This is a genomic window from Actinomyces vulturis (genome assembly GCF_001687305.1).
Classification (GTDB): domain Bacteria; phylum Actinomycetota; class Actinomycetes; order Actinomycetales; family Actinomycetaceae; genus Actinomyces; species Actinomyces vulturis.
Window position 1 is genome coordinate 22,114 of record NZ_LZRK01000004.1, and the last position, 17,501, is coordinate 39,614.

The following is a 17,501-nucleotide window of genomic DNA, read 5'->3' on the forward strand; positions in this document are numbered from 1 at the left end:
TAGAGGAAGCAAGCTCATTACCTCATCCTCCGCCTTGAATCGTTGTGAAAGGTATTCACTAATGACCTCCGAACTTCGCCGTACTTGTCTATACAACACCCACCATGAAGCAGGCGCGAGTTTCACCAATTTCGGTGGCTGGGATATGCCTCTACGTTATTCCTCTGACGTCGGGGAGCATCACGCAGTTCGCCGCCGTGCGGGGATCTTCGATCTTTCTCATATGGGTGAGTTGTCCATTAATGGCCCCGAAGCAGCACAAGCCCTGGACTATGCCCTGGTTGGCTCCGTCAGCACTGTGCCACTCGGGCGCGCTAAATACATGATGATTTGCCACCCCAATGGTGGCATTATGGACGATCTCATCGTCTACCACCTTGGCGATGATCATTACATGGTGGTCCCTAACGCAGGTAACCGTGAACGTGTTGCTGCAGCGATTATTGAACGTTGCGCAGATTTCGATTGCACCGTTGAGGATGTCTCTCTAAGCACAGCGCTTATCGCAGTGCAGGGGCCACTAGCCGTCCACATTATGGCCCCGGCCATTACTAAAGCCGAGATATATCCGGCGGCCATGCGTCCTGTGGCCAAGACTGACGGAGTCATTGACGACAATTCCCATGAACCTATCCATCTTGATGGAAACGGGCTTACCGCATACCTGCGCTACTACGCCGCATGCAATGCCGTGATTGATGGATGTCCTGTTGTAGTGGCACGTACCGGATACACCGGTGAAGATGGATTCGAAGTCTTCTGCTCGACTGATGACGCTGCTAAATTGTGGAGCGTATTTATGGCAATCGGATCGCAGATTGATCCTATAGACCATGGTATACCGGAGTCGGGACCTGCGCTCGTGCCCTGTGGTCTTGCTAGCCGTGACTCTTTACGTCTAGAAGCTGGTATGCCTTTGTATGGCCACGAACTGAGCGATGAACTCACTCCTTTTGATGCAGGCCTAGCCACAGTGATTAAGGAGGAAGGTGACTTTGTCGGCAAGGAGGCATTAGAACAACGTGCTTGTCATGAAGGTAGAGCAGAAACGTATGTGCTTGTGGCACTTGTCGGTGAGGGGCGCCGTGCGGCACGAGCCGGATACGAGGTTTACAGCGCTGACCACGGTGATGAACCCGTGGGTGTAGTAACTTCTGGTCTACTCTCCCCAACGCTCGGTTACCCCATCGCATTAGTCCGTATGATGCCCTACACGTCACACGAACCGACATGGCCTGCCGGTGCTGTTGTCGAGGTTGATGTTCGGGGCAAACGAATGCCAATGCACGTGGTCACTCCCCCGTTCTATAAGCGTCCGAAGAAGGCCTGAGATCCCTTGATAAATTAATTAGTGACGCGTAACGGTTTCCTTCCCATTTGTCAGCGTGTCACTGTTGTTCTCCCGGTAATGTCACTAATGACGAAAACAGCATTCGTGACATCTTCTTCCATTAATCCGTTGACGTCACGATGTACGTCAGATCAACCAATGAGGGTTGATGATGTTGTGAAAGGAACTCTGTTCATGAGCAAGCAGCCTGTCTTAGTAAGTCTGTTCTACTCTGAAGAGCATGAATGGCTCACCACTGATGAACGTGCTCGCGTCGGTGTGAGCGCTGTTGCTGCTGACGCACTAGGTGAAGTGGTGTTTGTTGAATTACCCGAACCTGGTAGTGAGGTGAGCGCAGGCGAGCCCTGCGGCGAGTTGGAATCAACTAAGTCTGTTTCTGATCTTTACTCCCCCGTTAGCGGCAAGGTTGTTGACATCAACGATGACGTAGTTGACGATCCCTCGCTGGTTAACAGTGATCCTTACGGTGCTGGGTGGCTCTTCACTGTTGACGTTTCTGAGCGAGGCGAACTGATGGATGCCAATACTTACGCTCAGAAGTTTGATGCTGAGGTTGTTGAATCTCTCTGAGATGTGAAAGTTCACTGTGATTGCTTGTTCGAGGTGGTGAGCAAAGCATGAGATACTCACCGCCCCGTTCACGTCTCAAAGAATTCGTTTAAGGCCGGTGGGTCGTATGGGAGTATCCCGTACGACCCACCGGCCTTGTCATCGCCATTAATGTCTATGGACGTTGATCGTGAATCATTTTAGCGTAGGCCCTGAATCTCACCAGTTTCGATGTCCAGGTCAATACGCTCTGCTGCCGGATGGCTGGGCAAACCAGGCATTGTGGAGAGGTTTCCACAAATGGCATAGACGTAACCTGCGCCTGCTGCCAGGCGCACTTCGCGAACCGGGAGACGGAAACCAGTTGGAGCACCCTTAATAGACGGGTCAGCCGACAAGGAAAGAGGAGTCTTAGCAACAACAACCTTGAGGTTCCCGAATCCGGCTTTTTCGTAAGCATCGAGACGCTTTGCGGCAGCAGGGGTGTAATCTGCGCCTTCAGCGCCGTACATCGTGGCCACTGCTTCGATCTTTTCGCGGAGGCTTTGGCCAGCTTCGTAGAGGGGGCGAGCAGGACTGGAACCTTGCGCTGCTTCGCATGCTTCGATGACGGCATCAGCCAGTTCGAGACATCCTGCGCCCCCTTCGGTGACCGGGCGAGCCTGGGCAACACGAGCGCCGGCTTCACGGGCAATCTTTTCAACCTCAGCGATTTCACTGGTGTGGTCTGTGGGGAACACATTGATTGCCACGACGGGTTCCATACCGAACCCACGGACGATATCGAGATGTTTAAGGAGATTGACAGCACCTGCGCGCACGTCATCAACATTTTCCTGAAGCATTTCTTCGGGAAGATCTTTACCTGCTCGCAACTCATAGTTACCTGAGTGTGCTTTGAGAGCGCGGACAGTAACAACAAGAACTGCTGCGTGAGGACGCATCCCGGACTCGACACACTTGAGGTTGAAAAAGCGCTCAGCTCCCATGTCAGCACCAAAGCCTGCTTCCGTAAGCACGTAACCGCCTGAGCGGGCGGCCATAAGGTCACCGATAATGGAAGAACATCCGGTGGCGATGTTGCCGAAAGGACCGGTATGTACAAGGACAGGAGTACCTTCTGTGGTGCGTAAGAGGTTGGGGGCCAGAGCGTCACGTAAGATAACGGTCATGGCGCCGGCGGCACCGAGTTGTTCAGCGGTGATGAAGTCGCCGTCATAGTTACGGCCAATGACAATATTGCCGATTCGTTTGCGCAAGTCTTTCAGGCTGGTGGCCAGGGACATGATGACCATGATTTCGCTGGCTGCCGTAATATCAAAAGATGCCTGTCGAGTAACGCCGTCAACCTTACCTCCAAGGCCTGTCACAATGTGTCGCAGTGCACGATCGTTCACGTCTAAGACACGAGGCCAGGTAATGGTGGATTCATCAATATTGAGCGTATTCCCATGGTGGAGATGATTATCAATGACGGCGGAAAGTAAGTTATGCGCTGCGGCGATGGCGTGAAAATCCCCGGTAAGATGGAGATTCATCCTTTCGGCAGGAAGAACTTGGCTAGCTCCATTGCCTGCGGCGCCACCTTTGATTCCGAAAGTAGGACCCATCGAAGATTGCCGCAGTGTGAGGATACTAGTCTTGTTACGCTGCGTCAGTGCCTGCGTCAGGCCGATAGCTGTTGTTGTTTTACCTTCACCAAATGGTGTGGGTGTAATGGCTGTCACCACCACGTAGCGGGCTTTGTCAGCTTTCGATCCGGGTGCGTTAAGAGCAGCCAGATCGATCTTTGCGACGTCCGTTCCGTAGGGAAGAACGTGAGCGTCATCGATCCCCATAGCGCGTGCACGCGCGTACAGGTCAACAAGGTCGGCGGGTAGGGCGGGTGCGGTATGGTTTTCGCTCATACCTATAGCCTAATTGGCCGTGTTAACATTCTGGCCTTATTTGTTGATGTAGGTCATAAATATCGACGCCGTACCATGTCATTGTTGTAGTTGTTCTTCTGCCCAACGAATTGCCGCAGCAATCTGACTGGGTGAGTACCCTTTTCGCCCAAGGTATCCGTATAGACGCCGTTGACGCACCTGAGCGTCGAGATGGCATAGTTTCGTGGCGCGAGCCAGAACGAGTTCCTGAATGGCTTCCCATTCATCATCACTAGAAAGTTGTTCTAGTGCCTGGTTAATGACGTGTGCGTTTAGACCTTTGCGTTGTAATTCATCAGTGAGAGCACGACGGGCTACTTTTTTCGCCCGAAAACGCTCACGCACAAGCATCTGGGCATAGGCGAGATCGTTAATAAGCCCGACGTTTTCGAGTCGTTCTAAAACCTCATCAATGATGTTTTCATCAATATCGCGCTTGCGCAGTGATTCAGCAACCATGTGTCGTGATGCAGGCGAATGGTCGAGGCGGCGCAACGCAATCTCGCGCGCCGCCTCGACTTGTTCGATGTGCTCATCAGGAATGAGCCATGCCATTAGAAGCCGCCTGCATCCTCACCGAAAACATCCTGAGCGCCAGATTTTTTACGTGCAGGTTTCTTAGTGGTTCGGGGGGCTCCAGCAGGTTGTTGAGATACTCCCTGCTGGGCGGCAACATTCGCCTCTTCTTGAGCTTTACGACCAGCTTCACCAATTCCGAGGGTGGCAAAAATTTTATCTTCGATTTCCTGGGCGAGTGCAGGATTATCCTTGAGGAAAGAACGCACGTTTTCTTTGCCCTGGCCTAATTGATCAGAGCCGTAGGTATACCAAGCTCCAGACTTACGAACGACGCCAGTTTCCACACCGAGATCGATAAGTCCACCTTCACGGGAAATTCCCTGACCATAGAGAATGTCGAATTCTGCTTGCTTGAAGGGAGGAGCCACCTTGTTCTTGACAACCTTGGCACGAGTACGGTTACCGACCGGCTCGCCACCATCCTTAAGAGTTTCGATACGACGGACGTCAATACGAACCGATGCGTAGAACTTCAACGCCTTACCGCCGGTAGTGGTTTCGGGAGAACCGAAGAACACGCCGATTTTTTCACGCAACTGGTTAATAAAAATAGCGGTGGTACCGGTAGCGGATAATGCGCCAGTAATTTTACGCAGGGCTTGGCTCATCAAACGTGCTTGAAGACCAACATGGGAGTCACCCATTTCGCCTTCAATTTCTGCTTTAGGGACAAGAGCAGCCACAGAGTCGATCACGATAATATCTAAGCCGCCAGAACGGATGAGCATATCGGCGATTTCAAGAGCCTGTTCACCAGTATCAGGCTGGGAGACAAGAAGATTATCAGTGTCAACGCCGAGTTTCCGCGCATATTCTGGATCAAGAGCATGCTCAGCATCAATGAATGCTGCGTTTCCGCCGGCCTTCTGAGCACTAGCTACTGCATGAAGTGCGACGGTCGTCTTACCTGAAGACTCAGGACCATAGATTTCTACAACGCGTCCCCGAGGCAGACCACCCACACCGAGAGCTACGTCCAAAGCAACAGAACCGGTGGAGATGGTGGAAATGGGCGGACGATTATCGTCACCCAAACGCATGACGGAGCCTTTACCGAACTGCTTATCGATTTGGCTGAGCGCAAGCGCAAGTGCTTTGGAACGATCCTGTGAGGGCTGTGCTGCCATGATCTACCTTCGTGTAATGCGGCGTGGATGCCTACGGACGGGGGCTGGTCTATGCGCCGACCTTCGGATGAAACTCAGCGTGGATTCCCCTCTCCGGGGCCCACGAATAACGCTATGCCCGACCACTGACATTTACTGACGGTTACATTCCACATTGTGGAATGAGTCCCCCAGGCGTCATCTGTGAATAAGACTAACCGAACACCTGTTCGAAAGGAAAACGCCACTCCAGAGTGGCGTTGATATGGTTCACAACACATTAGCAATCTAAAAACTCAGTTATCACTGATAAACATGGGTAGTCACCATCTGCCTACACAAGAAAACTGCCCACCGTAAGAGAGGAAAGACTGTCAGTGAACAATCCTTCACTGCGCTCATCAAACAGAGCGGCGCTCCTTACGATCTTCCCGAAATACCCAACGCTGCGCATCGGAAAGTTCCATATCATCAGCCAAGGCATGCCACACATCTCGTGGCGATTGACCTTTATCAAGAGCCTCGCTAGCAGTTGTACCCAATGCACTAAGGACGAGGTCTTGGGCTAATGACCGCCCGTAGGCGGAGCCAAAGACCTCGTCCAGTGCGTTCCAGAATTCAGAGTGCTTCACGTTAGGCGCGTGTACGTTCGCTCTGTTGACGAAGGAGATCGTCCGGAATCGTATCCGGGACCATAACACCTTCTGTCAGCGCGATGCGATCGGAGACCTCACGTAAGACGACTGCCAAAGGGATATCCAAGGCTTGGCAAATGGAGGCAAGCAACTCAGAGGAAGCTTCCTTCTGACCCCGCTCAACCTCAGAAAGATAGCCCAAGGACACTCGCGCTCCAGAGGAGACCTCACGAAGCGTGCGTCCCTGGCGCTGACGCGCGTTTCTTAGTACCTCGCCAATTTCACGGCGGAGGAGGACCGGCTCTTGCTTAGGAATGTCCACAGGGCCACGGTACCTCGTCCATGCCGGTTGGCGCATCAAACTGGGCCCACCGGGGCGGTTCATGTTAGCCACGCTGTAGGCGCTACGAGGGTGTGTTGTGTTGTTCATCGTTAGGTACAACCACGGTTTCTTATTCTTCATTCCCCAGCTAACTCAAGGGACAAGTGATTCGTGCCACGCAATATCGCTGTAGCACTGTTGTACGTTGAGTAAAAGCGTTACTGAAATTACTCAATGAATAGGGCACGCTGTGATAAGAGTTCGAGTGCGAGGTTCAGCACCTCAATTACGCTCTGCCACCGAATATCTGAACGCTCACCAGATAGACGAAGCTCACGATGAGCAGTAATCGGCTCGGAATTCGGACTAGATAAATGCGCAGCAATCCACACGGTTCCTTGCGGCTTTCCGTAGGAGGGACCCGGGCCTGCCACACCTGTAGTCGCTAACCCGAGGCAAGCGGAAAAAAGTGTGCGCACTCCGCTAGCCATCTGTTGGGCAACTACCGGATCAACTGGTGAGTAGGTATCTAACCGTCCAAGATCAACGCCAAGAATAGAATTCTTCGTATCAGTTGCGTAGGTAACCACTCCCCCACGTAACACATCAGACGCACCCGGAATATCAGCAAGAGTGGACGTCACTAACCCTGCTGTTAAGGATTCGGCACAACTCAAAGTCAGACCGCGGCGTCGGCACGTAGTAAGCAACTGACGGGCACAGTCCTGCGCTTGCTGAGTAAGGACGTTATCTGCCGCCATGTCAGCAGATGGAGTACTCATGCAGCACGGCTCATTTGCCACGCGCTCTTGATGTAATCGATACCGGTGACCACAGTGACAACTAATGCTGCACCGATAATTCCATCACTAATGACCACGAGCCAGTGGGCTACAGAATCGGGCAGGAACATCGACCAAGGGGTGAGCAGTCCAACCAACCCAGTCATCTGCAAAGTTGTCTTGATCTTTCCTCCACGTGAAGCAGCCATCACAGCCTTGCGAATCAGCACCATACGCATCAGTGTGATGCCCAGTTCTCGAACCAGAATAATGATGGTCACCCACCACCACAGGCGCCCATTGACACTGAGTAGAATGAATGCAGAAAGCGTCAACGCCTTATCGGCGATTGGATCGGCAATTTTGCCGAAGTTTGTGATGAGGTTTCGACTTCGTGCGAGGTAACCATCAAGGTTATCGGTCCAGCTTGCTACCAAGAAAATGACGGTAGCGATAAGCATGCCACGGTCTGTGTCTTGGAGCGCGTAGGCGATGAAGAACGGCACCATGATGATGCGCGCCACCGTCAGAACATTAGCAATGTTCAGTACAGGGGCTTGGGGCTGGGACCTAGGGACGGAATTATTCATCATCAACACTCTATACCGTGCAGGAAGACTCGTTAATAGGATGGTCCGCGTCCAGTCAGGCTCCAGGCATCTTCGGAGTCTTCATCGGAGGAGTCGTCATACCAGGACTCACTCTCGGGAACGTGAGAGGTGGCGTTGCCATCGCTAAGCGGGTCAGTAGCATAACGATCAGTGGGAAGGCTGACGCCACGTGGCTGGCCAGCAGAAGGCTCTATCAGCGATTCATCGTCGAGTAACTCAGCACTATCCGTACTGCCTGGCGCGCCGCCGTCACCACGAATGTAGGCAAGAGTTTCGTCAAGTTGTTCAGGCTGGACAAGCACATCACGGGCTTTAGAACCTTCAGAGGGGCCCACAATTTCGCGTGACTCAAGCAAATCCATAAGGCGACCTGCTTTAGCGAAACCTATACGCAGTTTACGCTGCAGCATCGAGGTGGAGCCGAATTGACTGGTGATAATCAGTTCAGCTGCCTGAAGCAGAAGATCCATATCGTCACCGATTTCTTCGTCAATTTGTTTCTTGACTTCGGGAACGATGACATCTTCACGGTAAACCGGCTGAAGCTGTCCCTTCACGTGGTCCACCACCGAACGTATCTCTTTCTCAGTGACCCATGATCCCTGAACACGAATAGGTGTGGAAGCACCTGGTCCAAGATAGAGAGCATCACCTTGCCCGGTCAGGGATTCTGCGCCGTTCTGGTCAAGGATCACTCGAGAGTCGAGTTGAGAAGCGGTAGCAAAGGCCAAGCGTGACGGCACGTTGGACTTAATCAAACCAGTAACCACTTGAGCGACAGGACGCTGAGTAGCCAAAACGAGGTGAATACCAGCAGCACGCGCTAACTGAGTAATACGCTGGATGGAGGCTTCGACATCTTTCGGCGCAGTCATCATGAGGTCGGCAAGCTCATCGACCACCACAAGCAGATAGGGATACGTGGTAATTTCACGCTGAGAGCCAGGGGGCGGAACGACTTCACCAGCGAGAACAGCCTTGTTGAAATCATCGATGTGTTTGTATCCGAAGGATGCAAGATCGTCATAACGCATATCCATTTCACGCACGACCCATTCAAGGGCTTCAGCAGCCTTCTTGGGACTAGTGATAATCGGCGTGATGAGATGCGGAATACCTTCGTAAATCGTCAGTTCCACGCGTTTAGGATCAACGAGGACCATGCGAACTTCTGCAGGCGTTGCTCGCATCATAATCGAAGTAATCATGGAGTTGACGAAAGAGGACTTACCAGAACCCGTCTGACCGGCAACAAGCAGGTGAGGGGTCTTGGCAAGATTGGTAACGATGTAGTTGCCTTCAACATCTTTACCCAAACCAACAGTCAACGGATGGGCCTGTTTGGTAGCTGCAGGTGAACGCAACACGTCACCCAACTTCACCATTTCGCGGTCCGTGTTCGGGATTTCAATACCGATAGCGCTCTTGCCGGGAATAGGCGTGAGGATACGAATCTCATCACTGGCCACCGCATAAGCAATGTTCTTTTCTAAACCGGTGATACGTGAGACATTCACTCCGTGCCCGCGGTGGATTTCATAACGGGTAACTTGAGGTCCTCGAGTGTAACCGGTGACAGATGCGTCAACGTTGAACTCAGTAAAAACATTTTGCAGGGCTTGCACCACAGCATCGTTGGCCGCGCTGCGGGTAGCGTGCTCAGGGCCCGCTGTCAGCAATGATTCGTGCGGAAGTGAGTATGGAGTGCCATCAGGCAAGTCCATAGTGATGTCGAGTGCGTCAACCACGGGTACTTCATCTGCATTGGCATCGGGACTGACAGATTTCTTATCCAACACCAAATTGCTGGCAGTATCGTTTACCGTCTCAACTCGGGTGCGCTGAGTAGGAGCAACCTCAACAGACTCGTTATTCGTACTGCTAAGAACTGTGGTTTGTTGATCATCAAGTGACTGCCCCTGCATTTCATCAGCGTCGAAGAGATGAGGATTATCGTGAGCGGCACTGCGACGAGAAGCCTCGGCAGTGCGTTTGGCGCGACGCTGTGCGGGGCTAAGACCGGCTTCACTCAATGGATCAGCCTCGGGCTCATCAAAAGACGTTGCTACATCAAGGACATCTGTGTGCTCAGAATCTGCGGAACGTGCAGGCGAGGCTGCGCTGGAAGCATTCTTACGGCGTCGACCATTACCGACGGGGCGCACCGGAGCATCAGTAGCGATAGCACTACGGAAAGGCTCATCAGCATCGTATTCATCGATACCGTCAGCAAGAGCTTGACCGCGAACACGAGCAAGTGCACGCTGTGCAAGGGAGTCAGAACGTTCTTCACGTGCCGGGCGACGTTCATTCACAGCAGCACGAATATCAGCCACGCTCCGTCCGGAGATGACCAATAGGGAGAACAGCAAAAGAAGTAGCAGAAGAAAAAATGCGCCAACAGAACTAAATAGTTGAGCAAGAGGGTAGCCGATAAACCATCCGAGTACACCCCCAGCACTCTCCAGGCGGGCGATACCGTCGCTGAATGAGGGATTGGATGAGAATATTTGGATCATGCCCGTCAAGGCTGCCATGACACCCAAACTTCCTACGGCGACGCGTGCATGCACCTTAGAAAGTTCATGGTTTTTCAGCATGGCAATACCTAAGGCCGCAAGCAAGAGCGGAACTAGCACACCAAGGATGCCAACGGGGCCAGCAGCGATGTGGTGAAGGATAGTACCGGCTGCGCCCGAGGTGTTAAACCATTCGCGCAACGCAAGAACTGCAGCCAGAGCAAGGAAAAAGAATGCCCAGGCAGTGCGTGCCAAGGGATGCATACCCTTTCTCTGTGCGACAGGTACCCCAGTTTGGGGTTTCGCACCATGCGTAGAGGAACGGGAGGGGCGTGAAGAAGGTCGTGACTGAGCCATGATGAGGCTAAAGTAACTGCCGTTGTACCCTGACTTGGTACGGCGCGCCGCAGAATCGCTCCGGTGGTGTTTCTTTCACACCACGTTGACACCGAAACGTCCTCGTAATCACCAGTCACAAGCAGCAGTCACGCCGCAATGATGCCAGGTGAAGTGCCTCAGGACTCGCTTGAATACCTTGAAATGTTTAATGATGCTGATTCCACAGGTTCAGCGGATTCTAAAATGGCATCGATTTCAGAGCGGTGCGGGGACTGTGCAGGCCCGCGGTATCTCACACTCACAGAGGCAGCAGCATTTGCGCGTCGTGCTGCTTCATAAATGTCCATGCCTTCCATAAGGGAAGCAACAAGAACACCGGTATGGGTGTCGCCTGCGCCCGTGGTGTCAACAACCCGTTGAGAAAAACCAGGAATCAGTTCAATAGGACCATCGACCGGCCAGAGTTTGCAGCCTTTGTCGCCAATGCGCCGAACTAAGAGAGCATCAGGGGCTGCTTCGCGCAGTGCTTCACGAGAACCAAGGCGCTCTTCAAGCACTGCGATTTCCTTGTCATTACCGGTGACAATAGTGGCGCGATTAAGGACGCAACTGAGAATGGAGTCGGGAATTTCGGATTCGGCAGGGCCAAAATCGATAACAAGTCCTACGCCTTCGGGTAGGTTACACAACCATGAAGCGATACATTCACGGCTGGATTCGTGGGCAAGATCGTAACCGTTGGCATAGACGTAATCACCGGGTAGAAGATCAACGCGGTTTAAGTCATCAATCTGAGGTTCGGCTTCCACCCCCTGGGTGGTGATGAAAGTCCGGCGACCGTCAGGCTCGATAAGGGTGGTGCAGGTTCCAATATCTCCTACGAGTTCTTCAACCACGAGTTCCACACCATCACGCATCATGGCACTACGCGCCAGTGCCGAGTTCGGCCCGGTTCCCAATGTCGCTGCTAGTGCCGAAGGTACTCCTTGGCGGGCTACAGCGCAGACCACCGTGTATCCGCCACCAACGGCGGGGCCATTCGATGTTGCGGTCACCGCTCCACCAGGTTGAGGAACCTTAGAGACATGAAGCGGGAGGTCCATGAGTACCGATGCTGTTGAGACAAAACAAGCGGGGCGACGCACATTCACAATCTCCACGCTAGCGCACCGGACGTGAATATGGGAAAGCAATGACATCACGAATTGTAGGTGCACCGGTTACGAGCATGGCGATGCGGTCTACTCCAATTCCTAGTCCACCGGTAGGGATAAGGCCTAATTCGAGCGAACGAAGGAAGTCCTCATCTAAACTCATCGCTTCCGGGTCACCTGCTGCTGCACGCAACGATTGAGCGGTAAAGCGATCACGCTGTTCACCGGGGTCCGTCAGTTCCGTGTATGCGGTACCAAGTTCGGTCCCCCAAGCAACCAGATCCCAGCGTTCTGCCAGGCGTGAGTCATGACGATGATGACGCGTCAGTGGGCTGGTTTCTACAGGGAAGTCTTTGTAGAAAGTCGGAAGTGTAGTACGTGATTCAACGAATTCGTCGTAGAACGCATCAATGCATTCGCCAACCCCAGCGGCCGGAGGGAGATTGATATCGAGTGCAGCGGCCAGATCCCGAAGTTCGTCCAATGGGGTATCGACACTGATATCACGACCTACTGCGCGACTAATTGCATCATGAACGCTAACCACTGGCCACTCACCAGCGATATCGACACCAACATAGTCCACTCCCCCGCGGTGTAGGACAAACGGAGCGCCTTCGGTACCTGGTGTACCCGCCGGACGTAAAGCAATAGCTTCTCCATGAATAGCCACTGCTGCGTCTTTAATGAGTACTTCGGTCAGCGCACGCATAGTCATGTAATCGCCATGAGCAACATAAGCTTCCAAGGAAGTGAACTCAGGGTTGTGGGTAGCGTCAACACCTTCGTTACGGAAGTTGCGGCCGATTTCGAATACATGACTCATTCCTGCTACCGCAAGGCGCTTGAGGAAGAGTTCAGGGGCGATACGAAGAAAAACATCCGCATCGTAAGCATTGAGGTGAGTGATGAATGGACGCGCATTCGCCCCGCCATGGACAGACTGAAGAATAGGAGTTTCTACTTCGGTGTAGCCAAGACGCGAGAGGGTATGACGCATCGTGGTGACGATATGGGAGCGCTGGCGAATAAGGTCCAATGCGTCAGGGTCAGCAAGAAGTTGAACAGTACGCGATGCGGATGCAGGAACCTCAACAGTAAGTTGACCTTCATCGTTGCGGCGTGCACGCGGTGGTGCACTAAGTGCCTTTGAAAGAATTCGCCAACTAGTGACGTTGACAGAAAGTTCGCCGGTATTCGTCACCATGGCAAGGCCATCAACTACCACAATATCTCCACGACCTACAGACGAACGCCACTCACTCATACGTGAGCCGGGCATGTCTTCAGCGAGAACCAACTGGAGACGGTCATGGGAACCAGAGATGTCCACAAACATCAAGCCACCGTGGTCACGGATGACACGGACACGTCCTTCGACACGCAGCATCATCGGTTCATCGTGGTCGGTTTGTGCCCATAGGGCGATACGATCACGTGCCACCTGTGGAGTTACGCCTGGTTCCACGCCAACTGGATATGCATCAATGCCCTGATCAAGCAGAGTCTCAAGGGCGGTGCGACGACGTTTATCTTCATCGCTCAAACGGCGTGAGGGCATCAGAGCGCGAACGTGGTCAGCGACCTGTTGAGCCACGATGGTGACGTACTCTTCGGAACGAATACCGGGTTCTGCTGAGGTTCCGCGTTGACGAATCCACTTAGGGATAGGAATAAAGCCTTCAAGAATTCCTGCTGCAAGCACTACTTGAGCAAACTGGGCGGCATCAAGGAAGCATAAGTAACGAGGCTTCCACGAAGGGCCATACTTCGCATTGGATTCATACAATTGTTCCAACTGCCAGAAATGGGATGCTTTGCGCATAATCCAAGCCAGTGCGCGGGCCTGGAGGGAAGCATCAACGGCGAGCCCATCAACGAAGATGGTGCGGAACATGGCGAAGTTCAGTGAGATTCGATCGATACCCATGGAAGGACCTTCGGTCAGCAAGGCTGCCACCATGGCTTCATTCACGCCATTAGTTGCGTTGGGGCTTCGGCGCATCACGTCGAGGCTGGCACCACGCATTCCCCATGGTGAAAAACCGAGAAGTGCTTCGAGTTCTCCCTCGGCGTTATGGACAGTGGTGATGACTTCACGGGCATCAACGTCATCGAAGATACGGTCAAGAGCCATAGAAAAGCCGCGTTCTTCACCATCACGCCAAAGATCTGCACATTCGCGAAGTTGTTCACGTTCACCGTGAATGATGTCTCCCAGTCGGCGAACCTGAACGGTGGCTCCGCTGGCGCGGACGCGACGCACCGCTTTGGATACCTGTGGATGGGCGCGGAGTTCAAAATCGGCGGCCGTGATAATAGCTTCGTCACCCATACGACGAACGCTAAGACCGGCCTCTTTAAATGCGCGTGCGCCTTCTTCACCGGTGCTAATGACAGCTGGTACCCAACCGTAGGAGCGACATTCATCGAGCCAGGCAGCAATGGCTTGATCCCAAGAGTCTCGATGCCCGAGAGGATCACCTGCGGCTAATGCCACACCGGCTTTTACACCAAAGGAAATAGCACTGCGGCCATCGGGGGAAAAGACAGTAAGCCGGTCACGGCGGGTTGCGAAGTATCCCAGGGAGTCATCTCCTGCTTCCAGGAGAAGTCCACGAACCTTGAGATCATCACCAGGATGAGGGGCGCGTGTTGCTCCACGCAGGAACACAACCAGGGCAAGGATGACAACTCCTGCAGCCAAAAGCGACAACAGGAATCCTGCCCAAGCTGGTCCCGTACCGGTAGGGTCGCCGAGGAAGATTTTAGTTTCTGGGCCGAGGGTACGAACGATAACCCAGTGGAAACGATCCTTAATGGTCAGTAGCGAGTGGTGGAAAGGTGTCACCAAAAGCAGGCCAAAGGCAGTCACCATGCTCAGGCCGATGACCAACACGGTCAGTGCTTCAATCCATGCGCCAGGAATGATTCGTCCGGGGAAGGCATCTCGGACACGCCACATCAAGATAAGGATGCCCAGTGAGACTAATGTAGCCACGGGTGCGGTGATGAGTGCCCACGCCGTAGGGTTGTCCATGGTACTGGGGGTGGTAGCGGCCGTGAAGAGGCTGACAATAAGGCCGATTCCGGCGATGACGTTGAGGATCTCCAGAATGATGGCCAAAGTCCAGGCGATACGTTTACGCCGCAAAGCTGCTGTTGCCCAAACAAGAAGGAGCACAGCTCCGAAGACGGACGCACCCGTAGGAATACCGAGCCAGGTGAAAGGTTCACTCACCACGGTATAGAAGCGTGAGTGGTGAAGCCCTAAGCCACCGAGGAAAGAAAGCAAGGCAGCTGCTTGGAGCAGTTTGGCCATGATGCCAGGCACCCGGTCTAACCAGGTCCGGGTGAAGGGGCCTAGTCGCCGGCGTGTGGTACGTGTGGGTGTGGCCATGGTAGGGCTTCTTCCTCGGTGTGGTAACGAACGTGAATGAGGGGAGGTTTTATGCCTCAATCACGACGGGCACGATCATGGGACGACGACGAAGGCGGCGTGCCACCCAGCGACCCAGTGTGCGGCGCATGGCTTGTTGCATGGAGTGTGTATCAGCGTTGCCGCTTCGCAGAGCTTGATTAAGAGCATCAGTAACATCTGGAAGGATTTCGTCGAAGACGGAATCATCTTCAGCCATGCCGCGAGCTTGAATATGAGGCCCGGCAAGAATGGTTCCAGTCGATCTTTCCACCACCGCGTAGACGGACACAAAGCCTTCTTCTGCGAGAATTCGACGATCTTTAAGTTCGGTTTCGTCAATTTCGCCAACGCTTGCTCCGTCAACATAAACGTAACCACACGGTACTTGGCCGGCAATGCGTGCTTGGCCTTCGTCAAGGTCAACTACCACGCCATCTTCACAAAGCATGACGTTGGATGGATCAATACCTGTTTTGACAGCCAGTGCTCCATTGGCCACAAGGTGGCGAATTTCGCCGTGAATAGGCATGACATTTTCAGGCTGGACAATGTTGTACACATGGAGGAGTTCTTCACTCGTGGCGTGACCCGAAACGTGAACACGTGCATTGGCCTGATGAACAACACGTGCGCCGAGTCGCATCAGTTGGTTAATAACGCGAAAAACGGAGTTTTCGTTACCCGGAATCAATGAGGAAGCGAAGATCACCGTGTCACCGGGCTCAATGGTGATGGAGCGGTGTTCTCCATGTGCCATGCGGCTAAGAGCTGCCATGGGTTCACCCTGACTGCCAGTTGCCATCAGGACACGACGGTCCATGGGCAGATCACCGATGTCTCGTGCGTCGATGAGCACGTTGTCAGGGATCGTAAGAAAGCCGAGTTCAGAAGCGATGGTCATGTTACGAACCATGGAGCGACCGATCAAGGCGACCTTGCGGCCGTGAAGAGCCGCGGCGTCGAGAACTTGTTGGACGCGGTGTACGTGAGAGGAGAAGGAGGCCACCACGATTTGTCCTTCAGATTCTCCAAAGACGCGGTCAAGAACTGGGCCAATTTCGCGTTCGTGAGCGACCATACCGGGAACCTCGGCGTTGGTAGAGTCCACGCAGAACAGGTCCACGCCCTCTTCACCGAATCGGGCAAAAGACCGCAGATCGGTGATGCGCCCGTCAATGGGCAAAGAATCCATCTTAAAGTCGCCGGTGATGAGAACATTGCCTGCAATAGTGCGAATCATGCAGGCCATTGCATCCGGAATGGAATGGTTGACGGCTACGAATTCAAGGTCAAAGGGGCCGTAAGAGACTTCTTCATGCTCCTTAACTTCACGCAGAACAGGGGTGATGCGGTGTTCTTTAAGTTTGGCTTCGACAAAAGCAAGGGTAAGTTCACTACCGACAAGAGGAATGTCTTCACGCAAGCGAAGCAGATAAGGTACGCCACCGATGTGATCCTCGTGGCCATGAGTGAGCACACAGGCCACCACGTCATCGATGCGGTCAATGATGTAATCAAAGTCCGGAAGAATTAAGTCCACACCGGGCTGCGTTTCCTCAGGGAAAAGCACACCGCAGTCGACAATGAGGAGTTTGCCGTTAACTTCGAACACCGTCATGTTACGACCCACCTCCCCAAGTCCTCCGAGAGGAACTACGCGCATGGCGCCCTGTCGCAATGGTGCAGGAGTCTGTAATTGAGGAAATTGAGTCACACTCATAGCCTACCTGAGTGTGCTAGGCAACGCTGGTTCTCCCACGCATTGCCATGTGGCAACTATCCTTTGCAATTGCACTCTTGGCCTGGGTGTCGCGAAGAGGGAATCGGCAGCGCTAATATAAAAAATAAGCACGCAATCAATAATGATTACGTGCTTACTAATTGGTACCCCCAACCGGATTTGAACCGGTGCTGCCGCCGTGAGAGGGCGGTGTCCTAGGCCGCTAGACGATGGGGGCCTAACTTTCACAACCCAGCGAACTGAGTCAGAAAGAGTACCCCCAACCGGATTTGAACCGGTGCTGCCGCCGTGAGAGGGCGGTGTCCTAGGCCGCTAGACGATGGGGGCCTTGAACTGAAAGATAAACTTTCATTTCGCTGGGGTACCAGGACTCGAACCTAGAACAACTGAACCAGAATCAGCCGTGTTGCCAATTACACCATACCCCAAAGGTGGTGACTTCCAGCGGTTTCACCCGCTTGAAG

The 17,501-nt window shown here is 53.3% G+C and carries 13 protein-coding genes and 3 tRNA genes; 2 read left to right on the top strand and 14 right to left on the bottom strand.

What is annotated here, in order from left to right:
- Window positions 1-61 precede the first annotated feature (61 nt).
- Both A9753_RS06940 and gcvH read left to right on the top strand, forming a co-directional pair.
- A complete protein-coding gene (locus A9753_RS06940) occupies window positions 62-1,330 on the top strand; it encodes a glycine cleavage system aminomethyltransferase GcvT (RefSeq protein WP_067782445.1) in 1,269 nt (422 codons plus the stop codon).
- 195 nt (window positions 1,331-1,525) lie between these two features.
- A complete protein-coding gene (gene gcvH, locus A9753_RS06945; RefSeq protein WP_067782448.1) occupies window positions 1,526-1,921 on the top strand; it encodes a glycine cleavage system protein GcvH in 396 nt (131 codons plus the stop codon).
- 179 nt (window positions 1,922-2,100) lie between these two features.
- Here gcvH and A9753_RS06950 read toward each other — a convergent pair whose 3' ends face one another.
- The 14 genes from A9753_RS06950 to A9753_RS07015 form a co-directional block, all read right to left on the bottom strand.
- Window positions 2,101-3,807: a formate--tetrahydrofolate ligase gene (locus A9753_RS06950; protein ID WP_067782451.1), complete on the bottom strand. Its 1,707-nt coding sequence runs from the start codon at window positions 3,805-3,807 to the stop codon at window positions 2,101-2,103.
- Window positions 3,808-3,885: 78 nt separating this feature from the next.
- The gene (locus A9753_RS06955) at window positions 3,886-4,383 is read right to left on the bottom strand and encodes a regulatory protein RecX (RefSeq protein ID WP_067782454.1); all 498 of its coding nucleotides are present in this window, start codon (window positions 4,381-4,383) and stop codon (window positions 3,886-3,888) included.
- On the bottom strand, window positions 4,383-5,534 hold the full coding sequence (recA, locus tag A9753_RS06960; protein WP_067782457.1) for a recombinase RecA: 1,152 nt from the start codon (window positions 5,532-5,534) through the stop codon (window positions 4,383-4,385). The genes A9753_RS06955 and recA overlap by 1 nt, the downstream gene beginning before the upstream one ends.
- Window positions 5,535-5,914: 380 nt before the next feature.
- Entirely contained in the window at window positions 5,915-6,145 is a 231-nt protein-coding gene (locus A9753_RS06965) for a DUF3046 domain-containing protein (RefSeq protein WP_067782460.1), read from the bottom strand.
- Between the two features lies 1 nt (window position 6,146).
- A complete protein-coding gene (locus A9753_RS06970) occupies window positions 6,147-6,506 on the bottom strand; it encodes a helix-turn-helix domain-containing protein (RefSeq protein WP_067783264.1) in 360 nt (119 codons plus the stop codon).
- 191 nt (window positions 6,507-6,697) lie between these two features.
- A complete protein-coding gene (locus A9753_RS06975) occupies window positions 6,698-7,252 on the bottom strand; it encodes a CinA family protein (protein ID WP_083090397.1) in 555 nt (184 codons plus the stop codon).
- Entirely contained in the window at window positions 7,249-7,845 is a 597-nt protein-coding gene (gene pgsA, locus A9753_RS06980) for a CDP-diacylglycerol--glycerol-3-phosphate 3-phosphatidyltransferase (RefSeq protein WP_089024755.1), read from the bottom strand. Before pgsA ends, A9753_RS06975 begins: the two co-directional genes overlap by 4 nt.
- Window positions 7,846-7,874: 29 nt before the next feature.
- Window positions 7,875-10,646, bottom strand: coding sequence for a DNA translocase FtsK (locus A9753_RS06985; protein WP_245637402.1), 2,772 nt, complete (start codon window positions 10,644-10,646; stop codon window positions 7,875-7,877).
- Window positions 10,647-10,897: 251 nt separating this feature from the next.
- Window positions 10,898-11,872, bottom strand: coding sequence for a PfkB family carbohydrate kinase (locus A9753_RS06990; RefSeq protein WP_067782466.1), 975 nt, complete (start codon window positions 11,870-11,872; stop codon window positions 10,898-10,900).
- A 10-nt stretch (window positions 11,873-11,882) separates the two neighbouring features.
- Window positions 11,883-15,275 carry a bifunctional lysylphosphatidylglycerol synthetase/lysine--tRNA ligase LysX gene (lysX, locus tag A9753_RS06995; protein ID WP_083090398.1) on the bottom strand — a complete coding sequence of 1,131 codons (3,393 nt, stop codon included), beginning with the start codon at window positions 15,273-15,275 and terminating at the stop codon, window positions 11,883-11,885.
- 49 nt (window positions 15,276-15,324) lie between these two features.
- Window positions 15,325-16,959 carry a ribonuclease J gene (locus A9753_RS07000; protein ID WP_067783277.1) on the bottom strand — a complete coding sequence of 545 codons (1,635 nt, stop codon included), beginning with the start codon at window positions 16,957-16,959 and terminating at the stop codon, window positions 15,325-15,327.
- Between the two features lie 219 nt (window positions 16,960-17,178).
- Window positions 17,179-17,254 (bottom strand) — tRNA-Glu (locus A9753_RS07005).
- 37 nt (window positions 17,255-17,291) lie between these two features.
- Window positions 17,292-17,364 (bottom strand) — tRNA-Glu (locus A9753_RS07010).
- A gap of 29 nt (window positions 17,365-17,393) precedes the next feature.
- A tRNA-Gln gene (locus A9753_RS07015) sits at window positions 17,394-17,465 on the bottom strand.
- Window positions 17,466-17,501: the final 36 nt, after the last annotated feature.